The organism is Collinsella sp. OM08-14AT (genome assembly GCF_003438115.1).
GTDB lineage: Bacteria > Actinomycetota > Coriobacteriia > Coriobacteriales > Coriobacteriaceae > Collinsella.
Genome location: NZ_QSTE01000023.1, coordinates 1 through 23,847, shown reverse-complemented (window position 1 = coordinate 23,847; position 23,847 = coordinate 1). Strand labels below are relative to the sequence as shown.

23 protein-coding genes are annotated in these 23,847 nt (G+C 59.6%); 11 read left to right on the top strand and 12 right to left on the bottom strand.

Annotated features, from left to right (window positions below; translation table 11 throughout):
• The first annotated feature begins 120 nt into the window (after window positions 1–120).
• Window positions 121–1,503 (top strand): MATE family efflux transporter, encoded by a 1,383-nt coding sequence (locus DXC18_RS09885; protein WP_117717022.1) that lies wholly within the window; start codon window positions 121–123, stop codon window positions 1,501–1,503.
• Window positions 1,504–1,530: 27 nt separating this feature from the next.
• On the opposite strand, the gene DXC18_RS09880 is transcribed toward DXC18_RS09885, so the two are convergent.
• On the bottom strand, window positions 1,531–2,397 hold the full coding sequence (locus tag DXC18_RS09880; protein WP_117717021.1) for a LysR family transcriptional regulator: 867 nt from the start codon (window positions 2,395–2,397) through the stop codon (window positions 1,531–1,533).
• Window positions 2,398–2,555: 158 nt separating this feature from the next.
• Between DXC18_RS09880 and DXC18_RS09875 the strand changes: the two genes are divergently transcribed.
• On the top strand, window positions 2,556–3,458 hold the full coding sequence (locus tag DXC18_RS09875; protein WP_117717020.1) for a DMT family transporter: 903 nt from the start codon (window positions 2,556–2,558) through the stop codon (window positions 3,456–3,458).
• 88 nt (window positions 3,459–3,546) lie between these two features.
• The gene (locus DXC18_RS09870; RefSeq protein ID WP_117717019.1) at window positions 3,547–4,272 is read left to right on the top strand and encodes a uracil-DNA glycosylase; all 726 of its coding nucleotides are present in this window, start codon (window positions 3,547–3,549) and stop codon (window positions 4,270–4,272) included.
• Window positions 4,273–4,323: 51 nt separating this feature from the next.
• Here the strand turns inward: DXC18_RS09870 and DXC18_RS09865 are convergent, their stop codons facing one another.
• From DXC18_RS09865 to DXC18_RS09855, 3 genes are all read right to left on the bottom strand, one after another.
• Window positions 4,324–5,004: an SDR family NAD(P)-dependent oxidoreductase gene (locus DXC18_RS09865; protein WP_117717018.1), complete on the bottom strand. Its 681-nt coding sequence runs from the start codon at window positions 5,002–5,004 to the stop codon at window positions 4,324–4,326.
• A 9-nt stretch (window positions 5,005–5,013) separates the two neighbouring features.
• Complete coding sequence (locus DXC18_RS09860; RefSeq protein ID WP_233509065.1) at window positions 5,014–5,736, bottom strand: VUT family protein; 723 nt, start codon at window positions 5,734–5,736, stop codon at window positions 5,014–5,016.
• Between the two features lie 156 nt (window positions 5,737–5,892).
• Window positions 5,893–7,506 carry a peptide chain release factor 3 gene (locus DXC18_RS09855; protein WP_117717017.1) on the bottom strand — a complete coding sequence of 538 codons (1,614 nt, stop codon included), beginning with the start codon at window positions 7,504–7,506 and terminating at the stop codon, window positions 5,893–5,895.
• Between the two features lie 565 nt (window positions 7,507–8,071).
• Here DXC18_RS09855 and DXC18_RS09850 point away from each other — a divergent pair.
• The 4 genes from DXC18_RS09850 to DXC18_RS09835 all read left to right on the top strand — a co-directional run bounded on the left by DXC18_RS09850 (window position 8,072) and on the right by DXC18_RS09835 (window position 11,376).
• Window positions 8,072–8,452 carry a GntR family transcriptional regulator gene (locus tag DXC18_RS09850; RefSeq protein WP_117717016.1) on the top strand — a complete coding sequence of 127 codons (381 nt, stop codon included), beginning with the start codon at window positions 8,072–8,074 and terminating at the stop codon, window positions 8,450–8,452.
• A gap of 62 nt (window positions 8,453–8,514) precedes the next feature.
• Window positions 8,515–9,357: an ABC transporter ATP-binding protein gene (locus DXC18_RS09845; RefSeq protein WP_370445793.1), complete on the top strand. Its 843-nt coding sequence runs from the start codon at window positions 8,515–8,517 to the stop codon at window positions 9,355–9,357.
• A complete protein-coding gene (locus tag DXC18_RS09840) occupies window positions 9,354–10,052 on the top strand; it encodes an ABC-2 transporter permease (protein ID WP_117717014.1) in 699 nt (232 codons plus the stop codon). The genes DXC18_RS09845 and DXC18_RS09840 overlap by 4 nt, the downstream gene beginning before the upstream one ends.
• Window positions 10,053–10,500: 448 nt before the next feature.
• Window positions 10,501–11,376, top strand: a complete 876-nt coding sequence (locus DXC18_RS09835) for an EamA family transporter (RefSeq protein WP_117717013.1) — start codon at window positions 10,501–10,503, stop codon at window positions 11,374–11,376.
• A gap of 94 nt (window positions 11,377–11,470) precedes the next feature.
• Here DXC18_RS09835 and DXC18_RS09830 read toward each other — a convergent pair whose 3' ends face one another.
• The 3 genes from DXC18_RS09830 to DXC18_RS09820 all read right to left on the bottom strand — a co-directional run bounded on the left by DXC18_RS09830 (window position 11,471) and on the right by DXC18_RS09820 (window position 13,881).
• Entirely contained in the window at window positions 11,471–12,760 is a 1,290-nt protein-coding gene (locus DXC18_RS09830; protein WP_117717012.1) for a chloride channel protein, read from the bottom strand.
• A gap of 125 nt (window positions 12,761–12,885) precedes the next feature.
• Window positions 12,886–13,419 carry a TIGR00730 family Rossman fold protein gene (locus DXC18_RS09825; RefSeq protein WP_117717011.1) on the bottom strand — a complete coding sequence of 178 codons (534 nt, stop codon included), beginning with the start codon at window positions 13,417–13,419 and terminating at the stop codon, window positions 12,886–12,888.
• Between the two features lie 36 nt (window positions 13,420–13,455).
• Entirely contained in the window at window positions 13,456–13,881 is a 426-nt protein-coding gene (locus DXC18_RS09820; RefSeq protein WP_117717010.1) for a potassium channel family protein, read from the bottom strand.
• Between the two features lie 198 nt (window positions 13,882–14,079).
• Between DXC18_RS09820 and DXC18_RS09815 the strand changes: the two genes are divergently transcribed.
• Together DXC18_RS09815 and DXC18_RS09810 are read left to right on the top strand one after the other, a co-directional pair.
• Complete coding sequence (locus tag DXC18_RS09815; RefSeq protein WP_158552070.1) at window positions 14,080–16,884, top strand: transporter substrate-binding domain-containing protein; 2,805 nt, start codon at window positions 14,080–14,082, stop codon at window positions 16,882–16,884.
• 41 nt (window positions 16,885–16,925) lie between these two features.
• Window positions 16,926–17,405 (top strand): pyridoxamine 5'-phosphate oxidase family protein, encoded by a 480-nt coding sequence (locus DXC18_RS09810; protein WP_117717008.1) that lies wholly within the window; start codon window positions 16,926–16,928, stop codon window positions 17,403–17,405.
• Between the two features lie 96 nt (window positions 17,406–17,501).
• Here the strand turns inward: DXC18_RS09810 and DXC18_RS09805 are convergent, their stop codons facing one another.
• Window positions 17,502–18,713, bottom strand: coding sequence for a MalY/PatB family protein (locus DXC18_RS09805; RefSeq protein WP_117717007.1), 1,212 nt, complete (start codon window positions 18,711–18,713; stop codon window positions 17,502–17,504).
• A gap of 113 nt (window positions 18,714–18,826) precedes the next feature.
• A complete protein-coding gene (gene tsaA / locus DXC18_RS09800) occupies window positions 18,827–19,564 on the bottom strand; it encodes a tRNA (N6-threonylcarbamoyladenosine(37)-N6)-methyltransferase TrmO (RefSeq protein ID WP_233509064.1) in 738 nt (245 codons plus the stop codon).
• A 138-nt stretch (window positions 19,565–19,702) separates the two neighbouring features.
• On the opposite strand from tsaA, the gene DXC18_RS09795 reads away from it, so the two are divergent.
• Complete coding sequence (locus tag DXC18_RS09795) at window positions 19,703–20,530, top strand: TipAS antibiotic-recognition domain-containing protein (RefSeq protein ID WP_117717005.1); 828 nt, start codon at window positions 19,703–19,705, stop codon at window positions 20,528–20,530.
• A 51-nt stretch (window positions 20,531–20,581) separates the two neighbouring features.
• Window positions 20,582–20,827, top strand: a complete 246-nt coding sequence (locus tag DXC18_RS09790; protein ID WP_117717004.1) for a glutaredoxin — start codon at window positions 20,582–20,584, stop codon at window positions 20,825–20,827.
• Between the two features lie 161 nt (window positions 20,828–20,988).
• Here DXC18_RS09790 and DXC18_RS10740 read toward each other — a convergent pair whose 3' ends face one another.
• The 3 genes from DXC18_RS10740 to DXC18_RS09780 all read right to left on the bottom strand — a co-directional run bounded on the left by DXC18_RS10740 (window position 20,989) and on the right by DXC18_RS09780 (window position 23,328).
• Window positions 20,989–21,300, bottom strand: a complete 312-nt coding sequence (locus DXC18_RS10740; protein WP_233509063.1) for a transposase — start codon at window positions 21,298–21,300, stop codon at window positions 20,989–20,991.
• Window positions 21,240–22,154 (bottom strand): IS110 family transposase, encoded by a 915-nt coding sequence (locus DXC18_RS09785; RefSeq protein WP_233509062.1) that lies wholly within the window; start codon window positions 22,152–22,154, stop codon window positions 21,240–21,242. The genes DXC18_RS10740 and DXC18_RS09785 overlap by 61 nt, the downstream gene beginning before the upstream one ends.
• A gap of 238 nt (window positions 22,155–22,392) precedes the next feature.
• Window positions 22,393–23,328 carry a tRNA-dihydrouridine synthase gene (locus DXC18_RS09780; RefSeq protein WP_233509061.1) on the bottom strand — a complete coding sequence of 312 codons (936 nt, stop codon included), beginning with the start codon at window positions 23,326–23,328 and terminating at the stop codon, window positions 22,393–22,395.
• Window positions 23,329–23,847 lie beyond the last annotated feature (519 nt).

Below are 23,847 nucleotides of genomic sequence, written 5' to 3'. Positions count from 1 at the left end.
GCCTCTTGACAATGTCCTGCTCATATTAAAAGGAACGTCCCTAAGTGCCGGCTGGATGTATTAGGAGTATCATCGTCTGCGCAAATAAGCACGAAAGAGCATGTTAGAGATTGAGAGCGTATGGCTGATACCGCATCTAGGCACATTGACATGACCACCGGCTCGCTGTGGCGCAATATTCCCCTGTTCGCCTTCCCCGTGGCCGCCACGAGCATCTTGGAGCAGCTGTCGAACCTCATCGCCACCGTCATCATCGGTAACTTCTCGGGCGACCAGGGAACCCTCGCCATGGCGGCGGTCGGCTCCAATGTTCCGCTTACCAGCCTTATGCTCAACCTGTTTATCGGTATGTCGCTTGGCTCCAACGTGGTCATCGCCAACGCTATCGGCCGCAACGATCAGAACATGGTCAAACGCGCCGTCCATACCTCGATTTTAATGGCGCTCGTGGGCTTTGTCGTCATTGCGCTGGGCGAGATCTTTGCCGAGCCCATGCTCGCCGCGCTCAACGTTCCCGCCGAAACCATGCCGCTCGCTTCGCTCTACCTGCGCGTCTTTTTGCTCAGCATGCCCTCGATCTTGCTTTACAACTTTGAGGCCGCGATCTTCCGCTCCGTCGGCATCACCCGCATGCCGCTGCAGGCGCTTGCCGTGTCCACCGTCCTCAACATTGGCCTGGACCTCATCTTTGTCCCCGTACTCCACTGGGGCGTCGCGGGCGTCGCCATCGCCACCGCCATCGCCTACACCGTCAGCGCCGCTACGCTCTTTATCCGCCTGCTCAAGACCGACTCCGTCGTCCGCGTCACCCCGCGCGACCTGGCTATCGACCCCGTCGCCCTCAAGCGCATCGTCAAGATCGGCCTGCCCGCCGGCATCCAGAGCGCCGTCTTTGCCGTCGCCAACATCATCATCCAGTCTGCTATCAACAGCCTGGGCACCGAGGTCATGGCGGCATCGAGCGCCGCTATGAGCTTGGAGTACGTATGCTACAACCTGCTCAACAGCTTTAGCCAGGCTTGCACCACCTTTGTGGGACAAAACCACGGTGCCCGCCAGATCGGCCGCTGCACCAAAACGCTCAAGGTCTGCCTGGTCGAAGGCGGTATCGTTGAACTCACCACGATCATCGTTATTGTCGGTCTGGGGCGCGAGATCTTGTCGCTGTTCAACAGCGATCCCAACATCGTCTCGATCGGCTATATCCGCGTGTGCTCGATCTTCCCGGCGTACGCCTTTAGCATGTTCTACGAAAACATGTCAGGCTACCTGCGCGGCTTTGGTATTTCACTCACGCCCGCCCTCATCACCATGATCTGCGTCTGCGGCATCCGCTTCTATTGGGTGTTCTGCGTGTTCCCGCACTTCCGCACCTTTGCGAACATCATGATGGTCTACCCCATCAGCTTGGGCACCACGGCGTTCTTCATGGTCGTGGCGGTACTACTCTGCCACCCGGCACGCACCTATTGCGCCACCCAAGCCAAAGCGACAGCCCGCTAAACACCGCACCCAACGCCACGCCAGTCATTAATTGACAATATGCGAGCTCATATAGTCGATAAAGCGTCTCGTGGCGATAGGCATGGTGTCCCAGCTGCGCCAGGCGGCCACCACGTCGCGCGAGGGGGCATGCACGATGGGGCGCACACAAATTTCGGCCCGCATGCCCTCGACGGTACGGCGGTAGAGCATGCTCGCACCGAGGCCCTCCTCCACCATCGCCATAATGGTGTAGTCATCGGTGACCTCACTCGTCACATGCGGCGATAGCCCATGCGCGGCAAACGCATCGAGCACCAGACTCTGTTCGCCCTCATCCAGCAGCACAAACGGTTCGGACGCCAGGTCGGCAAGCGTCACCTTTTCCTTTGCCGCCAGTGGATGGACGGCTGGCAACAGCGCCACCAGCTCGTCGTGATAGACCACGCGTTTCTCGAGCCCCGTGGTAAATCCGCGCGCCGTAAAGCAAAAGTCGACCACGCCATCGTGTACCCACTGGGCGTTGCGCGTGTAATCGCCCTGCTTGAGGGTAAAGTGCACGCCCGGATGCAGGGCCCCAAAGTCGCGGATCACACGCGGTAACACAGTACGACTCACGTTGGTAAACGTCGCGATACGAATATCAGTCGAGGAGAGCCCCAGCAACTCTTGGCGCTTGCCCTCAAGCTCGGCCTCGGCAGTTACAATCTGGCGCAGATACGGCAGGTACTGTTTGCCGTCGCGCGTAAGCGACACACCCTGCTTGCCGCGCTCGATAAGCGTGGTACCCAGCTCGCGCTCGAGCGCCTTGACGGCCTGGCTCACCGCACTTTGCGTATAGCCCAACTCATCGGCCGCACCCTTAAGACTGCCGCGATCGACCACCATACAAACAATCTGATAACGCGATGCCATCGTGCCTCCACATCAATGCAGCCGTAAAACGTTTTGCCAGGGCTTTTTCTGCCTACATTAGTATTTCTTAATCATACTGAAGATACATTCGCTTTACTACATCTACATCTGGGAGCAGAATCCTTTTTACGAAACCGTTCTGTAACAAAAGGAGTCCCATGGACCGCAAAAAAGCAATCGCGCTCTCATTTTCCGTTCCCGTCGCATGGGGCTTTTCGTATCCCCTCATGAAGATCGGCATGGACAGCATGAACGCCACGAGCATCGTTGCGCTGCGCTGCATCATCGCCTTTGTGGCCTGCCTGCTGCTCTTCCACAAGCGCGCGTTGCGCATCAACCGCGACCTTATGGTCCGCGCCGCCATCATCGGCGCCATTATGGCAACCGAGCTCACCTGCATGTGCCTGGGCTCCAGTCTCACTTCTGCCTCCACTGCCGGCTTTTTGCAGAGCCTGACAGTCGTGATCGTGCCGTTTGCCAACGCCGCCCTGCTGCGTCGCGCCCCCGAGCGCAAGGTGCTCGTCGGCACCGCCATCGTCACCTGCGGCATGCTGCTGCTCTCGGGCGCCGACTTCACCAGCCTGAACCCGGGCGCACTCATCATGCTGCTCTCGGCCTTTATCTATGCCAGCCACATTATCATTGCCAAGCGCTTTGTCGAAGAAGTCGACCCGCTGGCTCTGGGCGTTTGGCAGCTGGGCTTTGGCGGCCTGTTCTCGGGCATCGCCGCATGCGCTTTTGGCGGTTTCACGCTTCCCAGCACGCCCGGCGAAATCGTCGTTGTCGTTGCGCTCGCACTCATCTGCTCTGCCTATGGCTTTATCACCCAGACGCTCGTGCAGCCCCACGTGCCCGCCGAGACCACCGGCTTTGCCTTCTCGCTCGAGCCGGTCTGCTCCGCTGTCTTCTCGTTCTTCCTGGTCGGCGAGGTTCTGAGCCCCATCGCCTTCTTTGGCGCCGCCCTCATCCTCACCGGCGTCATGGTGGCAACCGTCGAGCTTCCGCGCCTTCGCGCACATGGACAGGCTCACATGGCAGGAGCGCCCGAGCATGTCTCGTAGACCCCGCTCTTCATACAGCCGCGTCATAAAGGCAACCGGTGCGCCTTTACAATAGATGCCAACAGAGCATCTGCCATAAAGGAGCCCCATGGACACCGCAACTCGCGACCGCAACATAGCAACTTGGTTGGGCGATGCGCCGCAGCCGGTATGTGACACGACGAACCAGCTGCTCGAGCGCATCGCTCTTTTGCGTGCCGAGCAGACCATCTACCCAGCACAAGACGACATCCTCAATGCCCTCGCCTATACGCCGGCCGACCAGGTCAAAGTTGTCATTTTGGGTCAAGACCCTTATCACGGACCCAACCAGGCCATGGGGCTGTCGTTCTCGGTCCCCGCGACGCAAACCAAGTTGCCGCCAAGCCTGCGCAACATCTACAAGGAACTCAATGCCGATCTGGACTGCCCCATTCCCGCCACGGGAGACCTAACCCCATGGGCACAACAGGGCGTCCTGCTTCTCAACACCACGCTCACCGTGCGCGAGCACGCCGCGAACTCGCACGCCAAGCTGGGCTGGAGCACGCTCACCGACTACATTATCGAACGCTGCTGTCAGCTGCCCCAACCGGTAGTCTTTTTGGCATGGGGCCGCTTTGCCCAGCAGATGGTCGAAGGTAAGCTCGTCACAACTGGCGCGGGCAAGGCAACCGACAAGTTCTGCCTGGCCTCCACGCACCCCTCGCCGCTTTCGGCCAACCGTGCCACGGCAGAACTCCCCGCTTTTATGGGGTCGCGCCCCTTCTCCGCTGCCAATCGGCTACTCGAACAGCACGGCTCGACCCCCGTCAACTGGACTTGCCTCGGCTAAAAATCGATACATCAAAAACGCGCCCGACGGCTTGCCATCGGGCGCGTTTTGTTACTCGGGCCAAATAAACTGGGTGCGGCCGGCTTCGCCGCCATCGATCAGCAGACTCTGCCCGGTCATAAACCGGTTGGTCACGCCCACAAAGTAGATCCACTCGGCGATCTCTTGGGCGGTGGCCCAGCGCTTAAGCGGCGTGAGCTCCATAATCTGGTTCCACAGGTGCTCGTCTTCCATCACGCAACGGTTGAGCGGCGTGATAACGCCGCCCGGGTCCACACTGTTGGCGATGGCCTGCGGTGCTAGGCGGTTTGCAAGATTCTTGGTGTAGGCGATAACGCCGCCCTTGCTGGCGGCATAGGCGGGAAACTCCGATCCCGTATGTCCGCTCGCCGACCCCACATTGACCACGGATTTGATAGCCGGCGCCGGCTTGGCGGCAAGCCCCTCCCCCTCAAAGGCGTAGCACTCGGTCACGTTGATGGTGCCACACAGGTTGGCGGCAATATCGTCGGCCGAGTCCTGCGTGCCGGCAACGTTCACGATTACCTGGGGTTCAAGGTCAACTGGAAACGAGTCCGGCTCGCGGACATCAACGATCAGATGGCGGTAGCGCTCGTGTTCGATCGCCGCCGGCAGCAGATCAAAGCCCACGACCTCGTGGCCCTCGTCCAAAAAGCGCTGCACGCACGCGGCTCCGATACCGCCCGAAGCGCCCGTGATCAATACCTGCATATTGGCTCCTTAGGCAGCCGCGTGACGCTCGAGGTACTCGGCGCCCACGTTCTCGCGCTCCCAGCCGCGCACGACCTTGTAGCCCACGGGGCTCAGGAAGACCTCGCACAGCAGCTCGGCAACAGCGCCGGTCAGCGAGCACATAAGGACCTGCACCCAGGTCCAACCAAAGAACGTATGGCTCACCACAATGGCAAAGACCAGATTGTCGATAAACTGGCCAACACCCGTGGACACATAGGAGCGGAAGGCAAAGCTCGCAAAGTTATTCTTTTTGAGCATACGGCCAAGCGACTGGTTGAGCGTGGAGTTGACCACGGCAGAAACGAGCATTGCCAGCGAAGAGCCGAGCACCACGTACCAAGTGCCGCCGATGGTGGCATTAAGGGCAGTGTTGACCTCGATCATGCCCGTGTCATAGTAGGCGCCCCACATGCCAGGCGTGAGCGAGCATGCCCAAAAGCACAGGCTCACGGCCAGGTTAACCAGCAGCGCGAGGATAGAGATTTTGATGGATGCCTTGGCGCCAAAGCGCTTGCAGATCATGTCCTGGCACAAAAACGAAACCCAGCTCACCACAAAGCCGCAGTCGAGTGCCAGATACGGCAGGCTGATAAGCTCTTTGTTGGCCAGCAGGTTCATCATGATGACGCTCACGAAAAACAGCGAAACCGTTGCCGCGGGAATGCTCCGCAACAGGACCTTGTAGTCCTCCATGACCTTCTTGATCATTATGTACTCCTTTGGTTTTAGGTTTAACGAGCAGGATATCGGACCCGAACTGCTCGGACGCCCCAGTCTTGAGACGACGGTGGGTATGATAGCCGCTCACACGGCATCAGGCAAGCAAACGGCGCGGCGGCCCCACAGGACCACCGCGCCGGCACGCTAAAACGTTACGTTGCCAAACTCCGACAGGACAAGGTCGGGGTTGTGGTCGGTAGCCCAGTCGACGTTCCACGGGCTCGTGAACAGCAGCAGCTTGCCGCCGCGCATGTCCTCGACGCGCAGCGTGTCGCGCGTGAGCGAAAGGCCCGGGATATCGATGGTGTCGGGGTCGTTCTGAATCCAGCGGATGTCCGTATAGGGCAGCGGCTGGCGACGAACCTCAACACGGTACTCGGCCTTGAGGCGGCGCTCGAGCACCTCAAACTGCAGCACGCCGACCACGCCCACGATGACGCTCTCCATGCCGGCACCCAGCTCGCGGAAGATCTGGATGGCGCCCTCCTGGGCAAGCTCCTCCATGCCCTTGACGAACTGCTTGCGCTTGAGCGTGTCGACCTGCGTAATGCGGGCAAACATCTCGGGGGCAAACGTCGGGATCTGCGGATACTGCACGTGGCGCTTGCCGGAGCACACGGTGTCGCCGATGCTAAAGATACCCGGATCGAACAGGCCCACGATATCGCCCGCGTACGCCTCGTCAACAATCGCGCGGTCATCGGCCATCATCGACGTGCCCGTAGCAAGCTTAAGCTTGCGGTTACCCTGCACGTGGAAGGCGTCCATGCCGCGCTCGAACTTGCCCGAGCAAATGCGCACAAAGGCGATGCGGTCGCGGTGGTTCTTGTCCATGTTGGCCTGAATCTTAAACACAAAGCCGCTAAAGTCGTTCTCGGCGGGCGCGACCGGCTCGCTGGTGAGCGTATCGGTGTAGGCGCGCGGCGTCGGGGCCAGACGCAGGAACTCTTTAAGGAAGGGCTCCACACCAAAGTTGGTGAGTGCCGAGCCAAAGAACGCCGGGCTCAGCTTGCCGCAGGCCACGGCATCCAAGTCGAGCTCGTCGCCGGCGCCATCGAGCAGCTCGATGTCGTCCATCAGGTTCTTATGGTTCTCCTCGCCGATAAGCTCGTCCATGGCGGGGTCGCCCAGCTCGGCCTCGACCTCGGCGACCTTCTTGGTGGCGTTGGCATGGCCGTCGCCCTCAAAGGCGATAACGCGACGGGTCTGGCGATCGAACACGCCGCGGAAGTTGCGACCGCTGCCGATCGGCCAGTTCATGGGATACGTATTGATGCCCAGGACGTTCTCGATCTCTTCCATGAGCTCAAACGGATCGCGAGCCTCGTGGTCGAGCTTGTTCACAAAGGTGAAGATGGGAATATGGCGCAGCGTACAGACCTTAAAGAGCTTTTTGGTCTGGGCCTCGACGCCCTTGGCGCCGTCGATGACCATGACCGCGGCGTCGGCAGCCATAAGGGTACGGTAGGTATCCTCCGAGAAGTCCTGGTGGCCGGGGGTATCGAGGATGTTGACGCAGGCGCCGTTATAGGTGAACTGCAGTACCGAGGAGGTAACGGAAATACCGCGCTCCTTCTCGATGTCCATCCAGTCCGAGACGGCATGCTTGGCCGAGCTCTTGCCCTTGACCGAGCCGGCAGTCTGGATGCTGCCGGTATAGAGCAGCAGCTTCTCGGTAAGCGTGGTCTTACCGGCGTCCGGGTGGCTGATGATCGCGAATGTGCGGCGCGACGAGATTTCATCCGACAGGCTTGCCATGCGGATCCTTTCTTGCATTGAGTGCATTACGTCGATGTAACCGCACTATTGTAGCCGCGAAATCCCGCCATAGGGCGCCTATCAGGACAAATACATCAGTCAGAACGTGAACGGCTAGTTATCGAAAGTATTCTGCAGCAGACTGTCTCTATCTGTAACAGCAGAGCTTATTTGCCCCCCTATCTGTTACAGATTGAGACAAACAAACCTGCCCGCCGACACAATCTCAATCTGTAACACCTGACCGCCCAAATTGGGTCTAGCTGTTACAAATCGAGATAAACGGAAAGGCAGGCAGCCAATGTCTCGTTCTGTAACATCTAGCCGCGCAAATCGACTCTTACTGTTATAGATTGAGACAAATAGGCAGGCGGGCAAATAACATCTCAATCTGTAACAGCAGGCGACACAAAACGGGCCCAGGTGTTACAGATTGAGATTGTTTTGGAGCAAGCGCAGTGCCGATGGGCTATTCCACATTTAGCTCTTGCATAACTGTGCATAGTGTATATATAATGTGCTTACCGGTTATATACACGTGTAGCCCAACAGCTAAGGAGCCGCTGTGGACATCATCCTATCCAATTCGAGCGATAAGCCCATCTACGAACAGATATCCTCGCAAGTCAAAGCTCAGATCTTATCGGGTACGCTCGCTGCGGGAGCCAAACTCCCCAGCATCCGTGCACTCGCGAGCGATCTTGGCGTGAGCGTCATCACCACCAAGCGCGCCTACGCCGACCTGGAGCAGCTCGGGTTTATCTGCACCGTGCAGGGCAAGGGCTGCTTTGTCGCCGAGGGCAACCAGGAGCTCTTGCGCGAAAACCAGCTCTGCCATATCGAAGAGCTACTTGCGAAAGCGGCAAGCCAAGCCGAAACTCTGGGCGTCACGCGCGACAAGCTGCACGAGATGCTCGACCTGGTAGCCCCCGAAACCATGCAGTAGCCATCTGCAAGAAAGGCTATACCATGCAAAACTTGCTAGAACTCAAAGGTATCTCACGCCGTGTGAGCGACCGCTTTTCACTACGCGACGTCACGCTCGCTGTGGAGCCCGGCCAGATCGTTGGCTTTGTAGGCGCAAACGGCGCCGGCAAGACAACGACCATTCGCGCCGCGCTCGGGCTTATAAAGCTCGATGCCGGCGAGGTGCACCTGTTTGGGCAGCGCTGTGGCGCCGACGCGCCCGATGAGTCGCAACGCCACCTGCACTCCCGCGTCGGCCTTGTCCTGGACACGTGCCCCTTCCCTTCCACACTCAAGGTGACCGAAGTTGAGGCACTCGTAAGCCCGGCGTACCCCACCTGGAGCCACGACGCCTTCGCCAGCCTCATCGACCGATTTGTCCTCGACCCCAAGACAAAGGTCAAGGACCTCTCCCGCGGCATGGGCATGAAGCTGCAACTTGCCTGCGCGCTCAGCCACAAGGCCAAGCTGCTCGTTTTGGACGAAGCCACCGCGGGCCTCGATCCCATGGCACGCGAGGAGCTGCTCGATGAGCTGCTCGCCTTTGTCGCCGACGGCCAGCACAGTGTGCTGCTCTCGAGCCACATTACGTCCGACCTCGATCGCGCCGCCGACCGCGTCATCTGCATCGATAACGGTTCGATTGTGTTTGACCTGCCGCGCGAGGACATTACCGACCGCGCCGGCATCGCTCACTGCACCCAGGCGCAGGCCACCGAGCTTATGGCTTGCGTCGAAGGCACCCGTGCCGCCCACCACGCCTACAGCGTGGACGTGCTCGTGCCCAACCGTCGCGAAGCGCTCGAGGCCTTTCCCGAGATTCCCTGCGATCGGGCAACCATTGATGACTATCTGCGCCTCATGCTGAAAGGGGCTTCGAAATGAAACGCGCCTTTATGTCCGAGCTCGCCATCGTTCGCTCGCTTGCCCCAAGCATTGCGGGTGTCGGCTTGTTCATATTCGTCGTGCTGACCCTTGCCAACGCATCGGACGGCGATTCCGGCATGAGCGCCGGCGCCTGCGCGGTCAGTGCCATGTCGCCCATCATGGTCATGAGCTCGCTGGCCGGCTTCGACAATCAAAACGGATGGGAGCGTTATCGGGCAACGCTGCCCCTCTCGCGCAAAGACATTATTTGTGCCCGTTACCTGAGCGTTATTGTCTTCTCCGCCGTCATGGCATGTGCAGCTACGCTTTTGAGTATCGTCGCCATCCCGCTCTTCAACAGCGCGGGCATTCCTTCGACGGGACAGACGGTCTTTGAAATCGCAATCGCCTCGGCAGCATCGATGCTCATCTCCCTCATGATGGTGTTTTTGGCGCAGCCGCTGTTCTTTCGCCTTGGACACATGGAGGCGCTGCGCCTATCCGTTGGCTTGTTTGCCCTGCTCGGGTGCCTTGCCATGGCCACGCTGAGCTCCTCCAACCCCATTAGCAACTGGCTTATGTCGATTGCCGGAGCGAATCCCGACCCTGCCGTTCTGGGCTGTCTGTGTGCAGGCATCGCCGCACTTGCCCTCGCGCTATGTGCAATCAGCTGCGCCGTCAGCACCAAGGTTTATCGAGTACGCGACCTGTAATCGACAGCCAAAGGGCTTGGGCTGCACGCCACCTCATTTACTAGATAAGACGAAGCAGCAACAACGCCGCCGCCCTTCGAAGCATGCCGTTTAGCTCTTGGCAACCAAAGAAAGACCGACGGCATATTGAAGGTGAATGGTTTTCCGCGAAGTGAACGAGTAAAATCAGCGCCCCGTATCATCGACATTTTTAAGGACTTAATTCCTGCGGTTTTTGCCTAAAAATCCTGCGGTTTTATTCGAAAAAAGCGTGCATGCTCCAGGGGTCCATATTTACTCGTTCACTTCTCGGAAAAACATTCACCTTCAATTCGAGCCTTAACCAAATGGTTCCCCGGAACATGGCCCCCGTCTCGCCGCGGCCATATCAAACCTTCATGGTGGGGCGGTATCCTCATGTCCATAAAACTCGCAGGATAAACCCATTATCCAAGGAGGTACCGCACTCGTGTCGTGGGTTGTCGCAGCATTTGCGTCAGCATTCTTTGCCGGCATCACATCCATCTTGGCCAAATGCGGCATCAAGCAGACCGACTCCGATGTCGCGACGGCCATTCGCACCTGCGTGGTGCTCGTTTTCGCCTGGGCAATGGCGGGCATTTCTGGATCCATTGGAACCATTGGCAGCATCGAACCCAGATCCTGGCTCTTTCTCGTCCTCTCGGGACTCGCTACCGGTGCTTCGTGGATCTGTTACTTTAAGGCGTTGAGCATCGGAAATGTCAATAAGGTCGTACCGGTCGACAAGATGAGCACCGTGCTCGCCGCGCTGGTCGCCATCGCGCTTTTTGACGAGACGAGCAACCTTGCGGTTAAGCTCGTGGGAACCGCTGCCATCACCCTCGGCACGTTTTTAATGATCGAGAAGAAGCAGTCCGCCGAACCCGAGCAGCAGCAAGACCGAACCTGGCTCGCTTACGCCCTCGGCGCCGCCGTGTTCGCGGCACTCACCTCCGTCCTCGCCAAGATCGGCATCGAAGGCGTCGAGTCAAACCTGGCCACGGCAATCCGCACCTGCGTGGTACTGGTTATGGCATGGGCAATCGTGGCAGCCAAGGGAAAACTGGAGCAGGTCACGCACGTTGACCGGCGCGAACTCACATTTCTCGCAACATCGGGCATCGCGACTGGAGCATCGTGGCTGCTCTATTACTATGCCATCGCTGCAGGCCAGGTGAGTGTCGTGGTGCAGATCGACAAACTATCGATTGTCGTATCGGTGCTATTTGCGCGCCTGGCATTCAACGAAAAACTCCCCCGCCGCAGCGCCATCGGTCTCGCCCTCATCGTACTGGGCACCGCCGCGCTTGCAATTTGGAAGTAGCGCCGATACCGAACGAAATCCAGTCCACCCGCAAATCCGTGACACAGCGCCCGCACCGGACTTGAGATGTTTGTACTGACTGCGCGCTACCGTGCTACTTGCGCAGCGGCTTGGGCAGCGGGATGCCGGCGGCGATGACGGCCGCGATAATCATGCAGACGATACCCTTGAGTGGGAAACACATAAGCAGCAGGCCCACAACCATGACAGGCTGGCGCATGACGGCGCCCATCGTCGATGCCGTGCAGACGGCGACGCAAAAGACCGGATCTGCGCCGGTGAGGATGGCAAGGCCATAGCCCAGGCTTACGCCCGAGAAGATAACGGGGAAGAAGTGGCCGCCGCGCCAACCAAGGTTGATGAGGGCGGGCGTCAGCATGGCCTTAACAAGACCGGTCGCGATAAGCACGCCGGCGGGAATAGTGAGGTAGGTCTCCATAAGTACATCGGCCTGGGTCTCACCGGCAAACATGGTGTAGGGCAGGACCGTGCCGCAGATGGCGAGCGCCAGACCAGCCAGCATTGCCTTGACGACAGGGCGCTCCCCTATGGCATGGGACAGTGCCTCGCTCGCGTGTTCCGAGACAAAGTACAGCCAGCCGCAGATTGTTCCGATCAGCGACAGAGGAATGAGCCAGGTAAGCTCCAGGCTGCCCACCACGGCAGCCTCGAACCTGGGCATGCCCATGCCGCCGCCCATGAGCTGGCCGAGCAGCAGGTAGGTGCCCAGGCCGCCGGCAATCGCGATGCCGTAAACCACGGTCTTTTGCGCCTTGGGCAGCCTGATGGTGATCTCGTCGGACGCAGAGCCCTCGTCGCCGTCGGCGCTACCGGCAAGCGGTGCCACAAAGCCAAAGACGGGCGCGGTAAAGAGCGCCGTCAACGCGGCCTGGGTACCCAGCAGCGTAAGCTCCCTAAACTCGGCGCCAAAGCGACGCATACGGTCGCCAACCCAGCTGCACAGACCCGCGATAACGCCGGTCAGGCCGGCCTCCGGTCCAATACTTCCGCCAAACAGCAGCGGCAGCAGCGCTGCGAGCGAAAGCTTGCCCAGATTGTCGTACGGGTAGCGCCCGTCTTGTTTGACCTTGGCCATCACCTGGTTGAGGTCGTCGGTCTTGGTGCCCGTAAGCTTTTCGTACAGACCGATTAACAGGCCGCCCAGTAAGCAGACGAAAAACGGGTACGGCAGAAAGCCAAACGGGCCGCTGGCAAGCTCGGGCGAGGCGACGCCCAGCATATGCGGGACCTCGGTCCACAAATAATCAATGCCGTGCTCCATCACAAAAAAGAACAGCCAGACCGCGGCGCCTGCGAACGCGCCAGTCACGGCAACGCTAACTAAAAACAGTGCTCGGTTTTTGGGCTTTGCAAGGCTATCCATCGGGTCCTCCCGCGGTCAAAATCGACAAGGATACGTTTTATTGTAGAGCGAGCGTTGCCCGAACGAGCCAACCGTCTGCGCTGCAAACGGCACCATTGGGAGTCATAGTGGGGCAAGCTCAAGACTTATCCGTTGATAATCGAGGCAATCTCGCGCAAATCGTCGGCAAAGTAGATTCCGTGCTGCCGTCTCGGGCTCGAAAGCCCTTTATCAATCATGTGCTCGAGCAGCGCCTTAAGATCGTTGTAGTAGCCCCCGAGGTTGTACAGGATGCACGGCGCACTCAAGTGCCCCAACGACACGGCGGACATGACCTCGGCAATCTCCTCGAGCGTGCCCGTACCGCCCGGGAAAGCGATGAACGCGTCGCCGAGCTCGATCATCTTGGCCTTACGCTCGGCCATGTCACTCGTCACGATGAGGTCGTCAATACCGTCGTGTTGAAACTCTGCCTCGATAAAAAAGCTCGGCTCAACACCCGTCACGTGTCCACCCGCCTCGAGCACGCTATCGGCAAGCGCGCCCATCAGGCCCGACTTGGAGCCGCCGTATACCAGCGCGTGGCCGTTGGAGCCAATCCACGTGCCGAGCTCTCGCACTGCAGGCAGAAACGCCGGGTCGTTGCCGACGCTCGCGCCCAGGTACACCGTGATGTTCATATGCAATCCCCCTCGTCGTGACGCGCGGCGCCCGTTCTATCGTTGTCGGCGACGGTACTCGCGCACGCGGCGCGACAGGTCAGCGAGCTCGTCACGATCGAGCTCTTCCAAATGCTCAAGATCGTCCATAAAGCGCGCCATGGTGTCCTTTTGGCGCAGTTTAATGAGCGTATTGCAGTAGTTCACCGCCACACCCGTGAGCATGGCGATGTAGAAGATGCTGATGACGCTCAGGACAACGGTAATAGCGCGGGCGACCGGCGTTTCGGCCGGGATATCGCCAAAGCCGATGGTCGAGACCGTCTCAAAGCTAAACCAGAGACCATCGCCAAACGTAAGGGTCGTGGGCTCGGACAGCCAGACGGCCGTCGAGCACAGCAGATAGAAGACGAGAAACAGGCCCGTGATGCGCGCAAAGCCAGCCTGGCGCAAAACATCGGCAAGCGTCCTCAACTTGTTCATCGCGACCCCTTTTCCCAGACGCCCAATCACATTCGCTCGGTATTGTCCCACAACCGGCAGTTGGGGACGTTCCTTTTGTGCCGGCAGAAAGGGACTGTCCCCAAGTGCCGGGCGGGACCGTTTAGCGGCTCAGCTGCCGACTAAGCATGCTGAGCTGGTATCCTTATGCGAAACTGTCTCAACTCGATAGGATTTCATGTGAAACCTTCCGCCGTCCTTCGCTTAGCCCTACGCCGCACCCTGGCTGTCGCGCTTGCCGCACTCACCGTGCTGAGCGCCGTCATGCCTGCCCCCGCCTTTGCCGCCGACTCCGACCAGCAGGTCAAGACGGTCCGCGTTGGCTGGCTCGTCAACAACAAAGGCTTCCAGGAAGGCACGCCGGGCGAGCGCCTCTCGGGATGGGGCTACGAGTACCTCCAGACCCTCTCGTATTACACAAAGGGCTGGCAATACGAATACGTTAGCGGCACCTTCTCCGAGCTTATGGACATGCTCGAGGCAGGCGAAATCGACCTCATGCCCAACATCTCGTATTCGGCAGAACGCGAGCAGAAGCTGCTCTTTTCCTCAAATCCCGAGGGCACCGAGCGCTACTATATCTACGCCAGGCCCGACCGCGACGATCTGGCCAAGGGTGACCCTCAGGCGCTCCAAGGCCTCACCATCGGCTGCAACTCTGGCGTTATGCAAACTATCGTCGGCCAGCAGTGGCTCGCCAACGAAGACGTTACCTGCACCTATAAAGAAATCGACACCGGCAGCGCCCTCTTTGAGGCGCTTGCAGACGGCGAGGTCGACGCCGTCATCATGAACGACACCATTTCGTCGCCCGATGCGTCACCCATGTTCTACGTAGGCTCGAGCGACTACTATTTTGCCGTTCCTAAAAGCCGCCCTGACCTGATGAACGACATCAACGCCGCCATGACGACCATCGCCCGCGATAACCCGCGCTATAACGAGGAAGTCAAATCGAGTTACTCGACCCAAAACAGTGGCTCGTCATCGCTCACCGGCACCGAGACCACCTGGCTCAAAGAAAACGGCAATACCATCACGCTCGGCTATCTTAAAAACCAACTTCCCTACTGTACGCAAAATGACGACGGCGAGATGGAAGGGTCGCTCGCCTCGCTTGCAACGACGTTGCACGACAAGTTTGACATTACGGTCAAAACAATCGCACTCTCGAACAACAAGCAAATGATCAAAGCCCTTTCCAACGGAACCATCGATGTCGCCCTGCCGTTGTTTCGCGACTACTGGCTCGCCGAGCAGACAGGGGTCATCCAGTCAAACTCGATGGGAACGGTTTCGCTGACCGCCATTCACAGTGGCAAAAACCTGAACAGCGACCTTAAGAACATCGCTTGTACAAAGAGCACAATCGTTAACCGTTTTGAGCTCGAAAGTCTCTTTCCGAACGCAACGGTAACCGAGTATTCGAATGACGGCGAGGTGCTCAAAGCCCTCAATGAGGGGAAGGCACGTTGCATCATTGTCCCCAGCACGCGCCTGGAAACTCTCCGCGACATCTACGACATCGAGGATTTCGAAACACAGGAACTCACCAACACGGCGCAACTATCGTGTTTAATTTCGCGCGGCAAGCCCGAGCTGCTGGGAATCATCAATAAGGGCATCGTCAATGCAGGTGAATCGCTCTCTGCAAACAGCTATTTCCCCACATCGTACTCGGCGCAAGAATCGGATGCGTTCCGACTTCTCTACCGCAACCGCATCGTCATTGCGGCAGTCGTCATCTGCATTTTGTTCACCGGCATCGTCATCCTTGTCTGGTCGCTTTACCGCGCACAGGAGGAACGGCAGAAAGCCGATGCCGCCAACGCCGCCAAAACCGCTTTCCTCACGCGCATGAGCCACGACATCCGCACGCCGCTCAACGGCATCCTGGGCCTTATCGAAATTGAGGAATTGAGAGAAGGCGACATGCAGGTCGCCCGCGAAAGCCGCGCCAAGGCGCGCGTTGCCGCCAATCACCTGCTGTCACTGATTAACGACATCCTCGAGATGGGCAGGATCGAGGAGCGCAAAGTGACGCTCGAGCACGAATCATTCAACCTTAAAGAGCTGTGCGACAATGCGCTCGTACTGTGCAAGCTCCGCGCATCGGACCGCGGCATAACCATGCTCGACACCAGCGAGCCCTACGCTGTCGACCAATATATGATCGGCAGCCCCACCCATATTCGGCAGATCCTTGTCAACCTGCTCGACAACAGCATCAAGTACAACAAGCACGGAGGCACCGTCACGTTCTCATCGACCATCAAACCGGTCGACGACGAGCACGCCGTGTTTTGCTTTAGCGTCTCGGATACCGGCATTGGTATGACATCCGAGTTTTTGGCACACATTTACGAGCCGTTTGCCCAGGAAGGCGACGATGCGCGCAGCAAGTTCCAAGGAACCGGCATTGGCATGTCTATCGTCAAATCGCTCATCGATATGATGGGCGGCACGATTGAGATTTCGAGTGAGGTTGGCGTGGGGAGTACGTTTGACGTCCGGATTCCGCTCGATATCGACAAGAACCCTCAGATAAAAGAATGTGCAGACACGCAGGTAAGCAGCTGCTCGCTCGCCGGCATGAACGTCCTTTTGGCAGAAGATAACGAACTCAATGCCGAGATTGCCCAAGCTCTGCTCGAAAGCGAAGGCATCGTCGTGACTCGCGCCGCCGACGGCAACGAAACGGTCGATCTATATGTTGGTCGTCCCGCCGGCAGCTTCGATGCAATCCTGATGGACATCATGATGCCGGGCATGGACGGCTACGAGGCAACCCGGGCGATCCGCCTGAGCGAAAAGGCCGATGCGGCCGACATCCCCATCATCGCGCTCACCGCCAACGCCTTTGCCGAAGACGCCAAGGCGGCACACGACGCCGGCATGAACGCCCATCTGCCCAAACCGCTCGACTTTAGCAAGCTCAAAAACATACTCGCCTGTATCAAGAAAAACGGGGCTGTTTCGCTATAGTTTGTGCTCAACCACCATGCGCAGTAGAAAGGAAGCCAACGATGTTTAGGCCCTTACGTCGAAAGAAGCGCGCCATCACCGACGAGAAAGCGCGCGAACTGCTCGCTACCTGCAAGCGCGGCGTCTTTGCCGTCAACGGCGACGATGGCTACCCGTACGCCATTCCCGTCAACTACTTCTTTGACGCCGAGCACGACAAGATTTATTTCCATGGCGCCAAGGCTGGCCACAAGGTCGATTCACTCAGGCATGATGATAAAGTCTGCTTTACCGTTTACGGCAACGAGTGGTACAAGGACGGCGACTGGGCTCCCTACGTTATGAGTACCGTTGTCTTTGGTCGTTGTCGCCTGGTAGATGAAGCGCCCGCGTTTATCGAGGACAAAGTCCGTCAGCTCGCGCTTAAGTACTACCCTTCTGCCGAAGAAGTCGAGGAGGAGATCGCCAAAGACATAAAGGGCGTCCAGCTCTACGAGATTTCGATTGAACATCTTTGCGGCAAGCAGATTCATGAAAAGTAGCGAATGCGGAAAACGCGCTCGCTACCCTCTGCGCCCCATGTGCCCACGCATTTTGACGGCGTGGGCACATGGGGCAGCACTCGAATCGAGCGCCCCCTATACCCCAAAAACGTAGCGGTCCAGGCGCTCGCATGCTTCCCTTACACGCGAAAGCGGCAGTGCCAGATTCACGCGAATATGGCAGGGCCCATGGAATGGACGGCCGTCCTGATAGCCCACGCCCACACGCGCGCCCTCGTCGAGCAGCCACTGAATATCGTGGCCATGATCGCGGCACCACTCGGTGCAGTCCAGGAACACCATATACGTGCCCTGCGGACGCGAATAGGACACGCCCTCAAAATGCTCGTCCACGTAATCGCAGAAGTAGTCAATGTTGCCCTCGATGACCTGGTTGAGCTCATCGAGCCACTCGTAGCCCTGCGGCTGGTAGGCGCCGATAAGCGCATGCATCGAAAGGACATTCATCTCGTTGTAGTGGGTCTTATTGGACACGGCGCACACGCGGTCGCGCAGCGTCTCGTTATAGATGATGTGGTAGCTGCCGACCAGGCCCGCCAGGTTAAACGTCTTGCTGGGCGCATAGAGGGCGACCGTGCGCATGCGGGCATCCTCGCTCACCGACTGCGTCGGGATATGCTTGTGGCCGGGCATGATGATGTCGGACCAAATCTCATCCGAGATCACCACACAATCGTGCTGGCGATAGATGTCCATGGCACGTTCGATCTCATCGCGCTCCCATACGCGGCCGCAGGGGTTATGCGGCGAGCAAAACACCGCGGCATGGAGGTGGTTTTGGGTGAGCTTGCGTTCCATGTCCTCAAAGTCCATGCGCCACACGCCCTGGTCGTCGAGCTTAAGTGAGCTGTGGACAATGCGATAGCCCGCCGCTTCGATGGACTTGGTAAAGCCGATGTAGGTAGGGCTGTGAACCAGCACCGCATCGCCTGGCTGAACATATGCGCGCAATGTCGACACGACGCCGCCTAGCACGCCGTTCTCGTAGCCGATATGCTCCGGGAGCAGGCCCTCGACGCCATTACGGCGGCTCTGCCATTCGATGATGCGGTCGAAGTACTCGGGGCGAGGATCGAAATAGCCAAACATGGGATGCTGGGCGCGTTGAATGATGTGCTCCTGGACCGTGGGCACCGTGGCAAAGTTCATGTCCGCCACCCACATGGGGATGCGGTCGAAGCCCTCATCGGGTGCGTTCGGAGCCATGCCGGGGATCTCGCCCCAGGAGTCAACGGCGATGGCGTCCATGCCGTGGCGGTCGATAAGAGAAGTAAAGTCGTATTTCATGCTGGACTCCCGTGCAAAGCGGATTGTTTTGGTAGGCGTTATTGTCCACCAGCGTGGGCGATTTTGTCATGAGGGTTTGGCGTTGAATTTGGCGGGCGCCGGCGAATGGCCGGCTAGTCCCGCGCGTCGTTGACGGCGATTACCGTCAACCTGGTTCCATCAACCGTAAAGGATATGTCGAGCCCAGCGTAAGCCAGATGGTAGACGCGGTTTGGCTCATGCTTGCTGCCCGCGCGGCGCGGATCTTGGCGAAGGACCTCTATCAAGCCGGGGAGCTTTGCGGGCGGAATCATATCCTGCAGCGCTTGCGGGAAGTCAACGTCGAGCTCTTGCCACGGCGCATCCTCAATCCAGCCGCCGGTCGCATCCGGGTGGCAGTCCGCAAACGGAATGTAGGGCTTAATGTCGTAGATGGGCGTGCCGTCACGCAAATCGGCTCCCAGCACATGGATGATGGGACCGTCGTCGGTAAGCTCGACACGATCGAGCTTGACGCAGGTAAGACCGATGGGATTGGGGCGAAACGGGCTGCGTGTGGCAAATACGCCCACGCGCTCGGCTCCACCCAAGCGCGGCGGACGCACGGTCTTCGACCACTTGGCGTTGGTGCCGGCCCTGTCCTGCGTCTTGGCATCGGCGGCAATGTCTTCGGCCGTGCCGCCGGGCGTTCCGTTTTCAAAGCGCCAGAGCAGCCACAGGTGAGAGAAGGAGTCCAGACCCTCAACTGCCGCGCTGGAAGCATATTCCGGCTCAAAGACAATGCGCCCCTCAAGATGGGGCGCCAAAAAGCTGTTACGCGGGATGCCGAACTTTTGCGGCAGGTCGGTATATATGTGTGCAATAGGTTCCATGTCGGTCATTGTACGGCACGGGCGAGGGCAGCAGGCCGCGATTGCCTGTCATCGCCATCTGCATGCAACTAACGGTTGCTTGGAAGGGCGTCGGCCGCCGCATATACTTAACCCAACAAACAGCAGAAAGGAGCCGTTATGGCCTTTGCAGAAAAACTCATCGCCGTCCGTCGCGCCAACAACCTTACCCAAGAGCAGCTCGCCGCCAAGCTCTACGTCACGCGCCAAGCCGTGAGCCGCTGGGAGCGCGACGAAGTCACCCCGGGCATCGACATGATGAAGCTTATCGCCGCCGTAACCGGAGAGCCGCTGTCCCACCTGCTCGAAATGCCCGAGCACTATTGCCAGAGCTGCGGCATGGTGCTCACACCCGACGACTGCGGCACCGATGCCGCGGGCGCCACGACCGACCATTACTGCAAGTGGTGCTACGACCACGGCGAGTACACCTACGAAACCACGATGGAGGCAATGATCGAGGATTGTGCCCCGCGGCTGGCACAAAACACCGGCATGTCGCTCGACGAAGCCGTCTCGCTCATGGGTGCCGTGCTGCCGCAACTAGAGCGCTGGCGCACTGTGCAGGAAAACGAGAAGCGCTACGGTGCCGAGGCCCGGGCGCGCTATGGCGATGAGGCAATCGATGCGGCAAACGAGGCGTTACTGGACATGGATCCTCAGACATGGAATGACATGAAAGAACTTGAACGCGCGATTTTGGGCCAGCTCTCGATTGCCATGGACGACGGCGATCCAAAGAGCATCGAGGCCCAAAAACTTGTTGCGATGCATCGTCGTTGGATTAGCCTCAACTGGGGACGCGAGCCCCAAGACGAAGCGTACCTAGGCCTCGCCCACGGCTACCTTGCCGATCAGCGCTTTGTTGACTACTACGACAAGCCCTGCGGCACCGGGGCCACGGCGTTTTTGGTTCAGGCCATCGAGTCGCCCCCGGCTCGCGCATAGACCGCGGCGGCTTTGGGTATCTCAATCGAAACCTCAACCGATTGGAGACCCATGGCTACTGATCACGAGCTCGAGCTGTACGTTATGACCGGCTGCCCGTATTGCATAAAGGTCAAGCGCTTCCTGGCCGATAACGGCGCGACCATCCCCGAGCGCAATATCTCGACCGACTCCGATGCCGAGCAGACGCTTATCGCCGTCGGCGGCAAGCGTCAGGTTCCCTGTCTGTTCATTGACGGCGCGCCGCTCTACGAGTCGAGCGACATCATCGCGTGGGTGCAGAAGAACCTGCTCTAGCACGCGCACTGCGGCCAGTTCGCGCCAACCGAGCCGAACCCATACGAACCAAACATGTACGCCAGCATCCAAAGTCGACATTTTCCGACATCTTTGGATGCTGACGTACAGCTTTTCAATCTAGTCATTGGGTGTTCCTATAGTTTTGTCAACCGTCGGGGCTACTCCCGGTAGGGCACCCGGTCGCGCATCACGGCGTATATCGCCCTGAGCCGCTTCCTCGCGACGGCCTTGAGCGCCCGCCCGTGCCCCATGCCCCGCGCCCTGCAGGCCCGGTAGTACTCGCCGTAGCGCCCCGAGGACCTCACCAGGCTGTTGCACGAGAAGATCAGCAGGGACTTGAGCCTCGCGTCGCCGCGCCTGGACGCCCTAACCGACCTCACCGACGTTCCGGAGCTCCTCACCCTCGGGGCTATGCCGCAGTACGAGGCCAGGTGGTCGTGGTCCGGGAACCTCGCGATGTCGACCGACACCGCGAGCTGCGCCGCGGTCCTCGGGCCGATGCCGGGCACGGTGAGCAGGCACGCGTAGGTCTCGTCGCCCTCGAGCAGCGCCGCCGTCTCGGCCTCGAGGGCCCCGGCCTCGTCGAGGGCCTCCGATATCCGGGCACCAGGAACCTGACCTGCCTGTTCTCGGCCTCGACGAGCGCCGGCGGGGGCGCGGTGGAGGCGGCCGCGGCCTCCCCGGCGGCCCCGGAGCGGGCGATCCCCCACGCCCCGCCGAAGCCGGCGAGCAGCTCCAGCCACCGCCGGTCCGACAGGTCGACCGCGGCCTCGAGGGCCGGGCAGGACTCGAGCAGCACCGCGCGCAGGCGGTTCTTGTCCCTGGTCGCGCAGGCGACGACGTGGTCGCGCTGCGACGAGAGGGCGCGGGCGGCCTCGAGGGCCTCGCCGCGGCCCGGGACCCCCGACAGGGAGTCCGGCACGCCCAGGGCGGTCCGCGCGATCACCGCGGCGTCGCGCTCGTCGGTCTTGGCCTCGCCGGCGAACAGGCCGGCGGCGCGGCTGGCGGCGAGCCCGGGCAGGTGGGCGACCCCGAGCCCCGCGGCGCGGGCCCGCCTCACGGCGAGGGACCCTATGTTGCGGAACTGGTCGACGACGACGAGCGTGCCGGCGGGCGCGGAGGCGAACAGCGCGTCGAGCTCGGCCTCCCTGTTGCGGACGGGGGCGCTGGCCAGCACCTCCCCGTCGCGGTCGACCAGGCGGGCCCAGTGCGATGACTTGCCGACGTCCAGGCCGAGCACGGCCGCGGGCCTGGTGGATGGCGCTTTCACGGTGGTATCCTTCCGGTAGTCGTTCGACCGGATGGCCTCCCCCTCGGCACTCACATTACCAGCCGCGGCACCTGCCCGGCACTTTCCTATCAGCCGTCGGGGGCGGCGCGTCCCGCGCCGGCAGCACCCAACGGGCCCTCTCGGGGGCAGGGACGTTCGGCCGTGCGCGGGCGCCCGGTCGGCGGCCCGTTCTGGGCGCGCCTCAATCGTAGCCCGAGACGGTCCCGGGCTGACAATTTCGACTGTAATGGACGTTCTTGAATGACTAGTCGTTAAAGAACGTCCCCAACGACTAGTAGCCACAAAAGCGGGCAACAGGCGCGAGCGGCTGCTCGCGAAAGACGCGCTCGACGGCGGCGCGGTATTCGTCGACCTTTTTGGTCTTGCGCACGAGCTTGTGCACGGTAGCGGGATCGGCGAAGGCACATTTGGCGTAGAACCACCATTCCTTCATGCGAAAGACCGCGTTGCCCCCAATCTCGTCCGCATAGGCCGCAAACAGCGTGTCGTGGAAGCGCTGCAACTCGGCAGCCGTGGCGGCAGAGCCGCCCTTAACCATGCGAGCCAGCGCGGGATTCGCGAGCAAGCCGCGCCCCAACATTACGTGGCGTGTTCCGGGATAGGCCCCCACCAGCGCATCCATGTCCTCAAGATCAAAGATGTCGCCGTTATAGGCCACGGGAAACGGCGCCCGCTCCAACGTCTCGCCGTAAAACTCTTTACGCGGCGAGCCCGTATAACGGTCCTTTTGCACGCGCGGATGCACGATCAGCTCTGCCAGCGGCATGCGGCAATAGAGGTCGAGCACGCGTTCGTACTCGTCATCGCTTTCCAACCCCAGCCTGGTCTTGACCGACACCGGCAAGGGTGAGCGTTCGCACACGTCGCTCAAGAACACCTCGAGCTCATCCAGGTTGCGCAGAAAGCCCGAACCCTTGCCTTTGGCAACAACCGTACCCGAGGGGCAGCCAAGGTTGAGATTGACCTCGCGGTACCCCATCTCGGCGAGCACCTGCGCCGCCCACACAAACTCGTCCGCATTCTTGGACATCAGCTGAGGTACTACGTTAAGCCCCTGGTTATTGGCAGGATCGACCTCTTTAAACGCCTTGCCACCAAAGCGGTTGCCCACCCGCGGCGGCGGCAAAAACGGCGTGTAATAACAATCGAGCGCGCCAAAGCACTCCGCATGCACGCGACGGAACACATGCCCGGTAATCCCCTCCATAGGGGCCAGCGATAAATTCATCAACATCCACTCTCAAATCAATGTGACAAAGGGACAGTCCCTTTGTCACATCCCATTCAAGCGGTTCAGGAACTCTTCGCAGGCGCGAGAACGCAGGCGATATTTTTTCCACACCAGATACGATGCAATGGTGAAGGGGCAAAAGGGCAGTCCCTTTGCCCCAAGTGCCGGCTACCGGACGCAAGCTAGTTGCCGTTCGCGAACGCCGCCCATATTTCGAGGTCTAATGCTTTTCCCGAGAAGTGAACGGCTGTATTTGGACCCCCGAAGCATTGACATTTTTAGGCGTCAAAACCGCAGGATTTGACTGGCAAAATCGCAGGAAATTGCACGCCAAAAGTGTCGATGCTTCGGGAGTCCGTTTTCACTCGTTCACTTCTCGGGAAAAGTATTAGACCTCGATTCCGCAGTCCCCGATGTGACAAAGGAACAGTCCATTTGTCACATTCAGAATTGACCCCATTACAGTCTGAAATAGGCCATCGATAAATTTCGATG